The sequence below is a fragment of the Nocardia sp. NPDC059195 genome (genome assembly GCF_042754695.1).
Lineage (GTDB): Bacteria > Actinomycetota > Actinomycetes > Mycobacteriales > Mycobacteriaceae > Nocardia.
This window is the reverse complement of record NZ_JBHZBG010000005.1, coordinates 258,326-272,443: the sequence shown is the minus strand read 5'-3', so window position 1 is coordinate 272,443 and position 14,118 is coordinate 258,326. Positions and strand designations below refer to the sequence as shown.

The window sequence follows — 14,118 nt, the reverse complement described above, 5'->3', positions numbered from 1 at the left end:
TTGGCGGTGGCGGAGGGATTTGAACCCTCGGAGGGGGGTTACCCCTCACACGCTTTCGAGGCGTGCTCCTTAGGCCGCTCGGACACGCCACCGCCGACTACGGTACCGGAGTGGTGGGGAGATTGTTAAATCGGGTGGTCAGCGTTGGTTTTTGAAGAAGGTATCGAGGAGGGCTACGCAGTCGGATTCGAGGATGCCGCCGCGGACTTCGGGCCGGTGGTTGAGGCGGCGGTCGCGGACCACGTCCCAGAGCGAGCCGACGGCACCGGTTTTGGGTTCCCACGCGCCGAAGACGACCTTGCCGACACGGGCAAGTACCAACGCGCCCGCGCACATGGTGCACGGTTCGAGGGTGACGGCCAGGGTCGCGCCTTCGAGGCGCCAGCCGTCGCCGTGGACAGCGGCGGCCGCACGCAGAGCCAGCACTTCGGCATGGGCGGTCGGGTCGCCGAGGGCTTCCCTGGCATTGGTCGCGCGGGCGAGTTCGCGCCCATTTGCGTCGAAGACGACGGCGCCGACCGGCACATCGCGCGGGTCGGCGTCGGCTGCGGCCGCCAGGGCGGCCCGCATCATCTCTTCGTCGGTCACCTCGGCATTTTGTCCAGGACCGCGGCGAACTCGTCGGCGAAACCGAGGCTCTCGGCGATCGCGCTGAGCTGCTCGTCGGGGTAGAGATCGGTGTCCGCGAGAATCACACTGAGCACCGGTTCGCCGAGACCGAGGTCGGCCAGGACGCCCAGGTCGCCCTCTTCCCATGGTTCGACGTCGTCGAGGTCGTCGGGGTCGATGTCGGGGATCTCGACATTGAGCGCGTCGAGAACGTCGGCGGCGATGTCGTAGTCGATCGCCGCGGTGGCGTCGGAGACGAGCAGGCGGGTGCCGCTCGGCGCGGGACGCAACACGATGAAGAATTCGTCATCGACGTCGATCAAGCCGAACACCGCACCTGAGCTGCGCAAAGCCTTCAGTTCGGTCTCGGCGGCCGACAGATCGTGCAGAGCTTCGGAACTGAGCGGGCTGACCCGCCATGTGCCTTCCTCGCGGACCACGGCCACTGCGAACCCTTCGACGTCGAAGTCATCATCCGACGTCGCCCTGTTCGTGCCCGAGCGCTGTGCTGCCATGGACCAAACGGTAGTCTGTCCCACCCCTAATGATGAACTCGTGTGCCAATCTGTTCCGATGAGCATCGACGAGCGTGGGGCTGTTTGCGTCCTCGGGACCGGCCTTATCGGCGGTTCACTGCTGCGCGCCGCCGTCGCATCGGGGTACCGGGCGTTCGGCTACAACCGCTCCGAATCCGGGGTCGGCGCGGCGTGTCACGACGGATTCGAAGTGTCCGGCGACCTGTCCGCGGTGCTGGTCCGGGCTGCCGAAGTGGACGCGCTGCTGGTGATCGCGGTGCCGATGCCCGCCGTCGAATACCTGCTGGCCGACATCGCCGCGCTTGCGCCGGGGTGCCCGCTGACCGATGTGGTGAGCGTGAAGGGCCCGGTGCTCGACGCGGTACGAAAGCACGGTCTCGAAGCTTTGTACGTGGGTGGGCATCCGATGGCTGGGACAGCCGAATCCGGCTGGTCCGCAACCGATTCCGAGCTGTTCCGGGATGCGGTGTGGGCCGTCGGGGTGGACGAGGGCACGCGGGTAGAGCCGTGGTCGCGGGTGGCGCGGCTCGCGTTGGACTGTGGGTCGGTGGTGGTTCCGGTGCTCGCCGAGGAACACGATCAAGCCGTCGCGCGGATCTCGCATCTGCCGCACGTGCTGGCCGAAGCGCTGGCAGCGTCCGGGGCCGTGGGCGGGAAGCTGGCGCTCGGTCTGGCGGCGGGTTCGTTCCGCGACGGAACCCGCGTCGCGGGCACCGCCCCCGACCTCGTACGCGCCATCTGCGAACCGAACGCGGCCGCGCTGGGACGGGTGCTCGACGAGGCCATCGAGACACTGGTCACTGCCCGCGATGTCCTGCGTTCGGATGGTCACCTCGGCGAACTTGTCGAGACGGGTTTCCGCGGTCGTACCGCCTACGACGACCGCACGACCTGGGACATCACCGGCATCACGCCCGGCGCTGGCGACTGGCTGGGCGAACTTCATCGCGCGGGTGCGAACGGTGGAGTTCTTCGCTCATTGTGAAGCTCGAAACGTTCCGGGTGTTCGGCGAACCGCTCGGTGCTGCCCCTGGGTTACAGCGGACCAGGGGCCCGAGCACGTCCGGGTTCGCGTGGTTACGACGACACCGGACACGTTGTCAGGCGCGTTCGGCCAGTCCCGGGTAGTCGAGCACGAAACCTTCCGGGTCGACCGTCAAGGTGGCGCTCGAGACCGGGGAGAGGACGTTGATGCCGTCGGCCGCGCTCGAGTAGGTGAGCTCGGCCTCCTGCACCAGCAGGTCGGGTAGTCGGACATAGACGACCGGGACCTGGACGTCGCCGACGGCGTGCTGCAGGCTGAACCGGCGGATCGGCAGGGTGTTGAAGAACGGGCTCAGCACCACATCGACGTCGAGGGCGCCGCCGAAGGTGGAGCGCACGTGGGTGCCGCCCGCGTCGACGAGCCAGTAGTTCTCCTCGTCCCGCGAGATCGAGGCGTGGCGTTCACCGGCCGCGGTGGTGGTGCGCAGCGACAGCCGCCGCGTGGCGCCCGCTTCATCGGTGACCAGGTCGTAAGACGCGCTGAACGCCGGGTGCTCGTCGCCGGCACTTCCGATCAGCCGCCCCGCCGCCCTGATCCGATTGCCGTTCACCGTGACGCGCACCGATTCCATGCGCGAGTTGTCGTGGGCACGCCAGGTGAGTACCGCAGGCCACCGGGAGGCCGGCTTGATCTCGGTGGGGCCGTCGGCCGGGCCCGGGGCTGAGGTCGTCACGTCTCTACGGTAAGCGACACCAGCCCCGCCGCTACACAACACGGGCGCATCACACCAGCGAATCCCGCCACGCGGCGTGCAATCCGGCGAAGCGTCCCTGGCCCGCGATCAGCTCGGTCGGTGTGCCGTCTTCCACGATCCGGCCACCGTCGAGGACCAGCACCCGGTCGGCAATGGCCACGGTGGACAGGCGGTGCGCGATGATCACGGCCGTGCGGTCGCGCAGCAGTGTCTCCAGCGCGTGCTGAACCAGCCGCTCACCAGGGATATCAAGGCTGGAGGTGGCCTCGTCGAGCACGATCACCGCCGGGTCGGCCAGGAACACGCGCGCGAACGCCACCAGCTGACGCTGCCCCGCCGAGAGCCTGCCGCCGCGCGTCCGCACGTCGGTGGCATACCCGTCGGGGAGTCCTGCGACGAACACGTCCAGACCCACCGCACGCGCGGCCGCGGCGACCTCGGCGTCGGTCGCGTCGGGTCTGCCGAGCCGGATGTTGTCGGCGATGGTGCCGGAGAACAGGTAGGCCTCCTGCGTAACCATCACAACGTGCCTGCGCAGCTCGGTATCGGCCAGGTGGCGCAGATCCACCTCGTCGAGCGTGATGACGCCACCGCTCGGGTCGTAGAACCGGGTGAGCAGTTTGGCCAGCGTCGACTTGCCCGCGCCCGTGGCACCGACCAGCGCCACCACCTGTCCGGCCGGGATCGCCAGGTCGAACTCCGGCAGCACCGGGGTGGTGTTGTAGCCGAACCAGACCTTGTCCATCCGCACCGCGCCGGTCGCGCTGTCGAGCGTGGCCGGGCTTTCTGGTTCGGCGACGGCCGGTTCCTCCTCGAGCACACCGGAGATCTTCTCCAGCGCCGCGGCGGCGGACTGGTAGGAGTTGAACACCTGCGCGAGTTCGTCGAGCGGACCGTAGAACTGGTCGAGGTAGAGCAGGTACGCGGCGAGCACACCGATCGCGAGGTTGCCCTCCATCACCTGCCAGGCGCCGACCAGCAGCACGATCACCGTGGTGAGCTTGCCGATGAAATTGGACAGCCCGACGTAGTCGCCCATCCCTCGGACCGCGGTGGTGGTCGCCTTCTGGTACGCCGAGTCCTCGACGCCGAGGACCTCCTCGTTGCGGTGTTCGCGACGGAATGCCTGCACCGCGCGCATGCCGCTCATCGATTCGACGAACTGCACGACAACGCGCGAGATCGCGCCGCGCGTGCGCCGATAGCCCGCCCGCTGACGTCGCTGCGCCCATCGCGTCACCAGCACCAGCGGCACGAACCCGATCAGCACGATCGAGGCGAGCAGCGGATCGAGCCAGATCAGCAGCGCCGCGATGGTCACCACCGAGATCACCGCGCTCAGCGCCTGATTCAGGGCGCCTTCGAGCAGCTCCTGTAGGGCTTCGATATCGCTGGTGAGCCGGGTGACGACCTTGCCCGAGGTGTATTTCTCGTGGAACGACACGCTCAACCGCTGCGTGTGCCGGAACGCGCGCACCCGCAGGTCGAACAGCACCCGCTGACTCAGCGACCCGGAGGCCCGCAGGAAGGCGAAGGTGGTGAGCCCCGACAACACTGTCACCGCGACGAAACCGGCGACGGTCGCGATCATCGGCGTCCAATTACCTTGGCGGCCTTGGCTGATGCCGTGGTCGAGCCCGTAGGCGATGAACAGCGGCAGCGATACCTTGGCCGCGTTGTCGAGCAGGATCAGGACGAAGGTCGCGATCGCCTGCTTGCGGTAGGGCCGCACCAGATCGAGGAGCAACCGCCGGGATCGCCCGGCCAGCACCAGGTTTCCGGTTCCGGTGACGGTGTCGTCTTCTTTGGCGATACCTCGCCAGTCGGCGGCCAGATCGGATTCCTCTTCCGGCACTGCCTTTTCCGGTGTCACGGTCTCGGTGCTCATGCCTCACCTCCCATCAGTTCGCGGTAGTGGCTGCTCGTGCGCAGCAGTTTGTCGTGGCTGCCCTCGGCGACGATGCGCCCGTCGGCGAGCAGGGCGACGCGATCGGCCAGCGCGGCGGTGGACGGCCGGTGCGCGACGAGCAGGGTGGTCGCCCCGGAGAGCACCGCGCGCAGCCGATCCTGCACGCGCTCTTCGGTTTCCACGTCCAGCGCCGAGAGCGGATCGTCGAGGACCATGATCCGGCCGCTCGCCGCGGTGTCGCCGGTGAGCACGGCTCTGGCCAGGGCCAGACGTTGACGCTGTCCGCCGGACAGACTCATGCCCTGCTCGCCGATGCGGGTGTCGAGTCCCCACGGCAACGCGTCGACGAACTCGCTGGCCTGCGCGATATCGAGCGCCTGACGCACATCGGCGTCGGTGGCGCGCGAGTCGCCCAGTGCCACGTTCTCGCGCACGCTGGCCGAGAACAGCACCGGCTCCTCGAAGGCCACCGTCACCACCCGGCGCAGCTCGGCCAGTCGCAGGGTGGCGATATCGACGCCGTCGATGGTGATGCTGCCGCCGCTGACGTCGTAGAGCCGGGGAATCAGCTCGAGCAGCGCGGTCTTACCGCTGCCCGTCGCGCCGACGAGCGCGACCGTCTCCCCCGGCCGAATCCGCAGCGAGATCTCTTCCAGCACGGTGTTTTCCGGACCGTCGCCGGATCGCGGGTAGGCGAAGCGGACACGGTCGATGACCAGTTCCCCGTGTAGCGCGGTGGGTAGTTCCGCCGGGTGCGCTGGGTCGGCGATGTCGAGCGGGGTGTCGATGATCTCCCAGTAGCGGTCGGCCGCGGTGCGCGCCTCGAACAGCTCCGATAACAGGAAACCGAGCCAGATGATCGGCCACTGCAGGAACGTGGCCAGCGTGATGCTCGCGACGAGCGTGCCCATCGTCATCGACCCTTGCACCACCGAGTAGCCACCGACTCCGAGCGACAACGCGATCGACACGGTCGGCAGGGTCACCAACGCCGCCCACAACGTCGCGTCGAGACGTACCTTCTCCATTTCGGTGCGCTGCAGTTCCCGGGAGAGCGCGGTGAAACGCGATCCGAAGAACCGGCCACGACCCAGCGCCTTGAGCACCCGCACGCCCTGCGCGGATTCCTGGGCGATGGTGGCCAGGTCGCCGGACTGGTCCTGCGAACGCCGCGAGGCCACCTCGAACCGGCGGACGAAGCGCGCGCAGAACAGCGTCAACGGCAGGGATGTCACCGTGAAGATCAGTCCCACTTGCCAATTCATCGCGAACAGCGCGATCAGCCCGATGGGCATGATCACCCCGTTGACGATGAGGAACGGGCCGGCGAACGCGACGAACCGCCGCAGCACCGAGAGATCGTCGATGGCGCGCGAGAGCAGCTGACCCGACTGCCAGCCGTCATGGCGGCCGATCGAGAGGGCCTGCAGCTGCGTGAAAAGCTTGGCGCGCATAGTGATTTCGAACATCGTCGAGGGCTTGGACACCAGCCATCGCCTGCCCCACATGCCGAACGATTCGAGCGATCCGAGCAGAAAGATCAGCGCTACCGGCACCAGCAGACCGACGAAATCCCGCCGCGCGATCGGCCCGTCGATCACCCGCGCGATGACGAGCGGAATCGCGATCGCGGTGCTCGAGGTGACGATCGCCAGCGCGTTCGCCAGCAACAGTGGAACCCGATATGGCCGGAGAAAGGGCAGAAATCGCCACAGCGACACCATTCCGCCGCTCGACCGCGGCGCTGGCCGCTCCGATCTGTCGGCCTCCGATTCGGCGGCCGCGAGCTCTGATGTGACAGACAAAACTCCCCCTTGATGCCTGGTTGGCTGGTTGGGTTTGCGCCAACGGAGGCCTGGTGATGTTCGCACCTGGGTCCGACAAGTTCGGCCCGTCAAGAGTCCCAGAGCACCCCCACCCCCGGCCACCGATTTTCCTCCCGTCGACACCCCTGCGTCCACCCCCTCCGCGATCGAATACCGCACGCCTCTCCCGTGCTCCTTCTCCCCCGCACCACCGAGCAAGCCCAACGGCCAACCGACGGAGCACTCGCCCCTCGGGAGCGCTCGTTCGCGGTCGGCCCCGCAGTTCAGTGGCCCGATACAATGCGGCGCAGGCGCGAATTTCGGCCGCCGAACAGCGGACCGACCATGGGCCGCGAACGCGAGCGCGCCCGCGCTCCAAAGACACAGGGGTCGTTGATGCGGATGGTCGGGTTGTTCGCCGGGATCGGCGGGCTCGAACTCGGTCTGAGCAAGCACGGCTGGGCATCGGAGCTGCTGTGCGAGATCGACCCCGGCGCCCAAGGCGTGCTCGCCGCTCGTTTCCCCGATACGGACCTGCACGGCGACATCACCCGGCTGCGCTCGCTACCCGCGGGCACCGAGCTCGTCGCGGCCGGTTTCCCCTGCCAGGATCTCTCGCAGGCCGGGCGCACCGCGGGCATCACCGGTCGTCGATCGGGCCTGGTGGACGAGGTGTTCCGGCTGGTTCGCAGGCAGCGTGGGCCGCGGTGGTTATTGATCGAGAATGTCCCCTTCATGCTGCAGCTGGGTCGCGGCGCGGCCATGCGCCACATCACCGAGGCGCTCGAGGAGCTCGGGTACGCCTGGGCGTACCGGGTCGTCGACGGGCGCGCGTTCGGTTTGCCGCAGCGGCGTCAGCGTGTGCTGATGCTGGCTTCGCGCACCGAGGACCCCCGCCAGGTGCTGTTCGGCGACGACGCCGGTCCCCGCGACTACGGCGACCCGGACCGCGATCCGTGTGGTTTCTACTGGACCGAAGGCGTGCGTGGCCTCGGCTGGGCGGTGAACGCGGTGCCGACCCTCAAGGGCGGTTCCGGGCTCGGCATCGCCAGTCCGCCTGCGGTCCGGCTGCCCGCGGGTGAGATCGTGACGCCGGGAATCATCGACGGTGAGCGATTACAGGGCTTCGACGCCGATTGGACCGCCCCCGCCCTCGATGTGCCAGGCGTTCGCCACGGTCATCGCTGGAAACTGGTTGGCAACGCGGTGAGTGTGCGGATGGCGAACTGGGTCGGTGAACGCCTGGCCGCACCGTCGGATCCGCTGACCGTGGGCGAGCCGATAGCCGCCGGCCAGCCGTGGCCGAGCGCAGCATGGGGGCACGCGGGTGTGGTGCACCGGGTTCCCCTCTCGACCTGGCCGGTCCACGAGCCCTACGAGGACCTGAAGAACTTCCTCACCGAGCCTCGCCTGCTCTCCCCCCGCGCCACGGCAGGATTCCTGCGGCGCACCGAGATGGGCAACCTGCGCTTCCCACCCGGATTCCTCGACGATGTCCGCGACCACCTCGACCGCATGGGCGGCTGGGCGGCATGAGCGCGCGGCGGGCCGCCGACCGGGAATCACCCGACGAGGCGGCCGCCTCGTCGCCACCGACCTCATCGGCTGCGCGCAGGCCGGTGACCGACGCGGCGACAAGCGCGCGAATGTCCAAGCAGCGGCGCGCGAATACTGCACCCGAGCTCGCACTACGCCGAGAACTACACCGCGCGGGCCTGCGCTACTTCGTCGACCGCCCACCCGTCAAAGGCCAGCGCCGACGCGCGGATGTGGTGTTTCCCCGGCTGCGCATCGCCGTCTATGTCGACGGGTGTTTCTGGCATCGATGCCCTGATCACGCGACCGATCCGAAGAACAACGCGCAGTGGTGGGCCGACAAGCTGGCAGGCAATGTCGCCCGGGATCGGGCCACCGATGCCGCGTTGACGGCGGCGGGCTGGCAGGTCGTGCGGGTGTGGGAGCACGAGAATCCACACACGGCAGCCGAGCGGATCACCTCATTGGTGGAGCGATCCAAACCCGGCTGACCTGCGATTACTATAGATTTTCAGCGACGCCGCGGCGTGCGTTCGGCGCGAACTCGCACCCGTGCGCGCGACGCATCCGCCGCGATGAAGCCGGACACGGCCAGTGCCAGGATCGTGGCGAAACTTGCCAGCGCGATCACATAGCTCATCGAGGACCTCTCCGTTGGTTACCAACCACCCTGCACGGTGAACCTGACAGCAACCTGTGCGTGCCTTGATCCTCGATGAAACCACGTCCGCGCTCTCGACGCGCGCCTGGTAGGAGGAGGCCGGACACGCACAATGGTCGGTGTGACCGAATACGCACGGCACACCCGTGGCTACTCGTTGCCGATCGCCCTCGCGATCGCGATCGCGGGCCTGTGCTACTCGTCCTGGCTGCTGGAATTCGTGCTGCCGATCGACACCGACCCGGTCAACGACTTCCTCAGTGAACTCGATGCGGAGGGCAAGCCCTATCGCGAGGTGTTCGGCACCGCCGACAAAGTGGCCGGCCTGTTGCTGATCCCGGCGGCGCTGGGTGGACTGCTCGTTTTCCAGCGCCGCCGGTTGACCACGATCGGCTGGGCAGCCCTGCTGTGTTTCGGCGCGTCCACCATCGCCGACGCCCTGCTGCCGCTCCACGACTGCGCCCCCGATGACAGCACGTGCGGCGGCGACAGCGGATTGTTCCCCCAGCTGCACCAACCGCACGCGCTCACGAGCACGCTGGCCGTCACCTCGATCGCGGTGGCGGCGTTCGCGTTCAGCGCCGCCGCCTACCGCTACCACCGCTGGCGAATCCTGCGCGAGTTCGGCGTCGCCGTGCTGATCCTCGGGTCGGTGGCGACCATCTGGATGATGGTCGCCGACAACCTGTCCGGCTCCTACGCACTCGGCATCGCCCAGCGAATCCAAGTCGGCACCATGTCACTGTGGCTACTCGCCCTGGCCGCCGCGGTACTCATCGAGGCACGCGAGTGGACTACTCGACAGTGATCTTCACCGTGTAGCCGTCGATCTTCGCGGGCAGCTTGGTGGTGTCGACCGCGAGCACCTCGCCGGTGTCCTGCACGCCGTTGGGCAGCGTCTTGGGCTTCAAGCCGAATGGGGGCTGTTCGCCCTGGCTGGCAGCCAGGCCGAAGTCGCTGTCGTTGGCGATGTAGATGGTCTTGCCGCCGTCGAGGGTGGCGATGCCTTCGATCTTGTCGTGACCGAAGAACCTGCCCTTCTCGTCGAGCGCGGCGACCAGTGCGGAGAGGTCGAGGTTGCTCTTCTTCGTGACAGGGGTAACGCCCGCCTTGGTCAGCGCGGCGACGGCATCGGCGGTCGGGGTGACACCGATCAGCGTTTCCAGCGGCTTGCCGTCGATCAGCAGGCCGCCCTTCTCGGCGTCATAGATCGCGCCGGGTACGGCGGACTGCGGGCCGACATCGGTCGCGCCCGCGATGTCGATGGTCCAGATCTTCTTGTCCGACTTGGGTGCGAGGTTGCCGTCGCGCTCGTCGACCAGGAAGGTGGTGGCGCTGAGCGCGGTGATCTCCGAGACCGCGACCTTGGACTGCTTCGGGTTCTCCAGTGGGTACAGGAATTCCTTCTGCGCCTTGCTCTTCAGGTCGACGGTCACGATGCGCGCGAACGGCACCTCCTTGGCCGAACCGCTCAGGCCGGGTGTGTTGAGCGCGCTCTGCACCATGCCGACCAGGGTGCTGCCGTCGGGGGTGATGGTCAGCCCTTCCATACCCTGATTGGGAGTGCGCAGCGCGATTTCCTTCGGCAGGCCGTTGCCGGGCGAGAGCCGCTCGATCTCTGTGCCCTTGGCGTCGAAATGCACCAGGAACGGGCCGTATTCGTCGGAGATCCAGAAGGTGCCGTCGGCCAGTGCGACCAGGCCTTCGGGGTCGATGCCGTGATCGGTTGGCGGCAGGATGTTGCCCTGTAGGTCCTTGATGGTCTCGCCGGTGCTGGCCGAGGTGTCGACCTGGCCGTTGAACGGCGCGCCCGACGCGCTGTGCAGCTCGATGCTCGACTGCAGCACGGCCCTGTTGCCGACCAACTTGAACCGGCCGATCTTCGGCACGAAATTCGGTGTCGGCGACAGCTTTTCATTCTTGGCCGGGCCGTCGACGTTCGGGCCGCGGTCGGTGAGTCCGTAGAACTCGTCGGTGCTACCCGGCACCGAGGTCCAGGCCGAGCCGAAACCACTGCCCTGCACCGTGGTGCCGCCGAACTCGCCGAGCACCGGAATGTCGGTGGTGTACAGGCGAACCGCGTCGGTGGTGGTGACCGTGAACTGGTCGAGACCGATGTAGCCGGCACTCGGGGTGTAAACGTAGGCGCCGTCGGCGCGGCGAGTGATGTTGCCGTGCTCCGGCTCGAGGCTGACCCCGAGCACCGCGCTGGTACCGGCCTTGGCGACCAGGTCGTCGAGCGAGATCACCAGCGGCTGGTCCCTGCCCGCGGTGAAGCGGGCATCGGGATCCGGCGATGAGCAGCCGGCCACAGCAGCGGCTGCGGCACACAGAGCGGCGGTGAGAGGAAGGAGGCGTAGACCTGGACGTGCGTTCACTTGGCATGCATACCGTCGCGAGCCGACCAGCAGACGACCGGCAAATGAATTGTCCTCCACCGCTCGGTGGACCATTCTGGCAACCATGACCACAACTCGGGTGAACATTTCCTCAGCCTCCGATTTCGAAGATGTCGTCGGGTATTCGCGGGCGGTTCGGGTCGGCAACCAAGTCGTTGTCAGTGGCACCACGGCCGCCGTCGCCGGAGGGGGTGCCGTCGGCGGCGACGACATCGGCGCTCAGACCCGTGAGGTCTTGGCCCGCATCGCCACCGCGCTGGAGCAGGCCGGGGCGAGTACGCGTGATGTGGTGCGCACGCGCATCTTCGTCACCGATATCGCCCGCTGGCCCGAGGTCGCGGCCGCCCATGCCGAGGTGTTCGGCACGATCCGCCCCGCGGCCTCCATGTACGAGGTCACCGCGCTGATCGCCCCCGGCCTGCTGGTCGAGATCGAGGCGGACGCGATCATCGCTGACTGAATCGTCACACGAGCCCGCTCCGGCGCTCCGGTGTCGACGGCCGAAAATGCCCAGTTATCCACAGGTGCACAGTTATCCACAGGGCAGTTCCGACGCCGCCGTTATCGCCCATGCGGCGGAGTCGGGAGCACTACTCTCGAATCTGTGACCAGCGAAACGGCTACTCCCACCGATCTGCTCGATCAGGTCGCCGCCTCCACCGCGCGCTTCGATACCGCGATCGGCACGCTCACCGATGCGGCCCTGGCCGAACCGTCCCTGTTACCGGGGTGGACCCGCGGCCATGTGCTGGCCCATATGTCGCGCAATGCCGACAGCCTGCTGAATCTGCTGCTGTGGGCCCGCACCGGCATAGAGATGCCGCAGTACCCGAGCGTCGCCGTCCGCGATGCCGACATCGAGGCGGGCGCACCCCGCCCGCTCACCGTGCAGCACGCCGACTTCACTGCCACCGCACATCGCTGGCAGGCCGTCGCCACCACCATGCCCGCCGCCGATTGGCAGGCCGAGGTCCGCAACCGCCAGGGCGGCACCCTCACCGCCGATCAGATCCCCTGGATGCGCCTGCGCGAGACCGAGATCCACCACGTGGACCTCGACATCGGCTACACCCCCGCCGACTGGCCCGCCGCCTTCGTCGCCCGCCTACTCCCCGAAACCATCACCGATCTCTCCGCCAAGCTCCTCCCCGAAGCCACCCCCACCTTCGACATCCAGTCGACCGACACCGATTTCATCGCCACCGTAGGCCCAGGCCGCCCCCACCACACCGTCCTCGGCCCCGCCACCGCACTCTTGGGTTGGCTGATCGGCCGCACCTCCGGCGGCGACCTGACCGGTCCACTGCCTCCGCTCCCGTCCTGGAAATAGTCCGATCACACGGGGTCATCTCACGAAAAAATCGACCCCGTATCAACTGATACGGGGTCGATTTCGGTGCGCCCGAAGGGATTCGAACCCCTAACCTCTTGGTTGTTCCGTTGCCTTGCGGCTGTCCGCTGACGTACCTCCAAACCTGCTGCTACCAGCATGTTTTTCGATCGTCACTACGTGCCTGTCTGCCGTTGTTTGCTCGAATCACCGGGCGTTTGTAGTGGGAAAGTAGTGGGTGAGTCATGTTCTCCGGCTTCGCATCCGCCCCACAAGGCTCGTCCCTCTGCTGGCGCTCCACTGACTGGAGCCGAACGCGCGCCATATGGTTGGGAAGCAGGCGAACTGGCAGGAATGACGGTCTGACCTAGGCTGACGGTTGTGCGTGGTGTACCCGTATGGTCGGGGACGTTGGTGGCGATCGCTGATGCCTGGGGGCCGCTGCGTACGATCTGCGTACGAGAGTCGCTGGCCCGCCGGTCTGAGGTCCAGATCAGATCAGCGTTAGTTCACTGCGGCCAGCTGCGTATAGTCGACCTCATGCACCGTCATGAAGTCCTCTCGCTTCAGGATCGCGTTCATCACCATTTCGAATAATTCGGAGGCTATGGCCGTGTTTCCCTGACCTTTGTGCGCCATGGTCTCCATTCGATGTTCTGGAGATGATTCAGATGAGTAAATGAAGTACGGCGTCTGGTCGCCTGCGTTCCTGATTTGGTCTAGAAGGACGTACCCCTCTTGGGCGCCCTCGCGGCGACCCATATCGGAAATAATCACCGCGAACTTCTGCCGACGCAGCTCCCACAGGGCTGTAACAGTCGACAAGCACAGTGTAAAACTCAGCCCCATAGCTTCGAAAGCATTGCGCTCGAGTATGTTGTTGTCTGGACGATCATCTACCCACAGGATATGCCTGCGCCAGGACGCCCCTTCTATCGCCTGACCTGTGACAGCAGCTGCCGTTCTCGCGGTTTTTGTCAACTGCTCGATGTTGATCGGCGTGAGTTCTTTGGTTCGGGACGATGAAGCCGCAGCAAGCGAAGCGGTCGCGGTGAGGGCCGCAATGTATGCTGCGTCATCCTTAAAGTCACGTGGGGAAAACAGCTTGCCGCTGTGGCGGCTGACCAGCCATGTGAACACTGCAAGTACCAGAATCGGAAAACTGACGAGAAAATATATAAGCGGCATCCGCTCGGCGGGCGAAAGCGATTCCGCAAAGGCCGTGACTAATGCCGCCATGCCGTATACGAGAACAATGAATAGAGCGATGACGCCTAGTGGATTATGCGCGAGTCCCTTAGCTGTTTCTCCAAAGTCTTTTATCGGATTGCTCATCTAATTCCCATCTACCCTCAGATCGACATGGTGATCGTACAGGTCACCCGCAGGATCTGGAACAGTTGGTGACTTTTTTTCCCCTGCTTCCTCGTCCTGGCCATCCCTGAACTGAGGGAGGTCGTGTCAAGGGCGCTCTTTCCCTTGACTCGTCCGAGTGAGGTCAGACAATCGGGCCATGAGGAGCCAACCCAACCCACGGGTTTCTTCACCGACTCACCGCGGCTTCCTTCGTTCAGCAATTCGCCGACCTGGTGAC

At 66.5% G+C, this 14,118-nt stretch carries 14 protein-coding genes and 1 tRNA gene; 6 read left to right on the top strand and 9 right to left on the bottom strand.

What is annotated here, in order from left to right:
- Nucleotide 1: 1 nt before the first annotated feature.
- From ACFXKN_RS10210 to ACFXKN_RS10200, 3 genes are all read right to left on the bottom strand, one after another.
- Nucleotides 2-92, bottom strand: a tRNA-Ser gene (locus ACFXKN_RS10210).
- Between the two features lie 46 nt (nucleotides 93-138).
- Entirely contained in the window at nucleotides 139-573 is a 435-nt protein-coding gene (locus ACFXKN_RS10205; protein WP_379432894.1) for a nucleoside deaminase, read from the bottom strand.
- Nucleotides 574-584: 11 nt separating this feature from the next.
- A complete protein-coding gene (locus tag ACFXKN_RS10200) occupies nucleotides 585-1,124 on the bottom strand; it encodes a tRNA adenosine deaminase-associated protein (protein WP_379432875.1) in 540 nt (179 codons plus the stop codon).
- A gap of 58 nt (nucleotides 1,125-1,182) precedes the next feature.
- On the opposite strand from ACFXKN_RS10200, the gene ACFXKN_RS10195 reads away from it, so the two are divergent.
- Nucleotides 1,183-2,130: a prephenate dehydrogenase gene (locus tag ACFXKN_RS10195; RefSeq protein ID WP_379432874.1), complete on the top strand. Its 948-nt coding sequence runs from the start codon at nucleotides 1,183-1,185 to the stop codon at nucleotides 2,128-2,130.
- 115 nt (nucleotides 2,131-2,245) lie between these two features.
- Here ACFXKN_RS10195 and ACFXKN_RS10190 read toward each other — a convergent pair whose 3' ends face one another.
- Genes ACFXKN_RS10190 through ACFXKN_RS10180 form a run of 3 tightly spaced genes read right to left on the bottom strand, consistent with a single transcriptional unit; the run spans nucleotide 2,246 to nucleotide 6,517 of the window.
- Entirely contained in the window at nucleotides 2,246-2,863 is a 618-nt protein-coding gene (locus tag ACFXKN_RS10190) for a putative glycolipid-binding domain-containing protein (RefSeq protein ID WP_378946542.1), read from the bottom strand.
- 49 nt (nucleotides 2,864-2,912) lie between these two features.
- Nucleotides 2,913-4,772, bottom strand: coding sequence for an ABC transporter ATP-binding protein (locus tag ACFXKN_RS10185; RefSeq protein ID WP_378946545.1), 1,860 nt, complete (start codon nucleotides 4,770-4,772; stop codon nucleotides 2,913-2,915).
- Entirely contained in the window at nucleotides 4,769-6,517 is a 1,749-nt protein-coding gene (locus ACFXKN_RS10180; protein ID WP_378946548.1) for an ABC transporter ATP-binding protein, read from the bottom strand. The genes ACFXKN_RS10185 and ACFXKN_RS10180 overlap by 4 nt, the downstream gene beginning before the upstream one ends.
- A 483-nt stretch (nucleotides 6,518-7,000) precedes the next feature.
- Between ACFXKN_RS10180 and ACFXKN_RS10175 the strand changes: the two genes are divergently transcribed.
- Together ACFXKN_RS10175 and ACFXKN_RS10170 are read left to right on the top strand one after the other, a co-directional pair.
- Nucleotides 7,001-8,134 carry a DNA cytosine methyltransferase gene (locus ACFXKN_RS10175; protein ID WP_378948144.1) on the top strand — a complete coding sequence of 378 codons (1,134 nt, stop codon included), beginning with the start codon at nucleotides 7,001-7,003 and terminating at the stop codon, nucleotides 8,132-8,134.
- The gene (locus ACFXKN_RS10170; RefSeq protein WP_378946551.1) at nucleotides 8,131-8,625 is read left to right on the top strand and encodes a very short patch repair endonuclease; all 495 of its coding nucleotides are present in this window, start codon (nucleotides 8,131-8,133) and stop codon (nucleotides 8,623-8,625) included. The genes ACFXKN_RS10175 and ACFXKN_RS10170 overlap by 4 nt, the downstream gene beginning before the upstream one ends.
- A 20-nt stretch (nucleotides 8,626-8,645) precedes the next feature.
- Here the strand turns inward: ACFXKN_RS10170 and ACFXKN_RS10165 are convergent, their stop codons facing one another.
- On the bottom strand, nucleotides 8,646-8,774 hold the full coding sequence (locus tag ACFXKN_RS10165) for a hypothetical protein (RefSeq protein ID WP_378946554.1): 129 nt from the start codon (nucleotides 8,772-8,774) through the stop codon (nucleotides 8,646-8,648).
- 142 nt (nucleotides 8,775-8,916) lie between these two features.
- On the opposite strand from ACFXKN_RS10165, the gene ACFXKN_RS10160 reads away from it, so the two are divergent.
- Nucleotides 8,917-9,603, top strand: a complete 687-nt coding sequence (locus tag ACFXKN_RS10160; RefSeq protein ID WP_378946557.1) for a DUF998 domain-containing protein — start codon at nucleotides 8,917-8,919, stop codon at nucleotides 9,601-9,603.
- On the opposite strand, the gene ACFXKN_RS10155 is transcribed toward ACFXKN_RS10160, so the two are convergent.
- Nucleotides 9,590-11,173: an esterase-like activity of phytase family protein gene (locus tag ACFXKN_RS10155; RefSeq protein ID WP_378946561.1), complete on the bottom strand. Its 1,584-nt coding sequence runs from the start codon at nucleotides 11,171-11,173 to the stop codon at nucleotides 9,590-9,592. The two genes, ACFXKN_RS10160 and ACFXKN_RS10155, sit on opposite strands and share 14 nt — an antisense overlap.
- A gap of 85 nt (nucleotides 11,174-11,258) precedes the next feature.
- Between ACFXKN_RS10155 and ACFXKN_RS10150 the strand changes: the two genes are divergently transcribed.
- Nucleotides 11,259-11,654 carry a Rid family hydrolase gene (locus ACFXKN_RS10150; protein WP_378946565.1) on the top strand — a complete coding sequence of 132 codons (396 nt, stop codon included), beginning with the start codon at nucleotides 11,259-11,261 and terminating at the stop codon, nucleotides 11,652-11,654.
- A 144-nt stretch (nucleotides 11,655-11,798) separates the two neighbouring features.
- Nucleotides 11,799-12,524: a maleylpyruvate isomerase family mycothiol-dependent enzyme gene (locus ACFXKN_RS10145; protein WP_378946568.1), complete on the top strand. Its 726-nt coding sequence runs from the start codon at nucleotides 11,799-11,801 to the stop codon at nucleotides 12,522-12,524.
- Between the two features lie 504 nt (nucleotides 12,525-13,028).
- On the opposite strand, the gene ACFXKN_RS10140 is transcribed toward ACFXKN_RS10145, so the two are convergent.
- Nucleotides 13,029-13,859, bottom strand: a complete 831-nt coding sequence (locus ACFXKN_RS10140; RefSeq protein WP_378946571.1) for a hypothetical protein — start codon at nucleotides 13,857-13,859, stop codon at nucleotides 13,029-13,031.
- Between the last annotated feature and the right edge of the window lie 259 nt (nucleotides 13,860-14,118).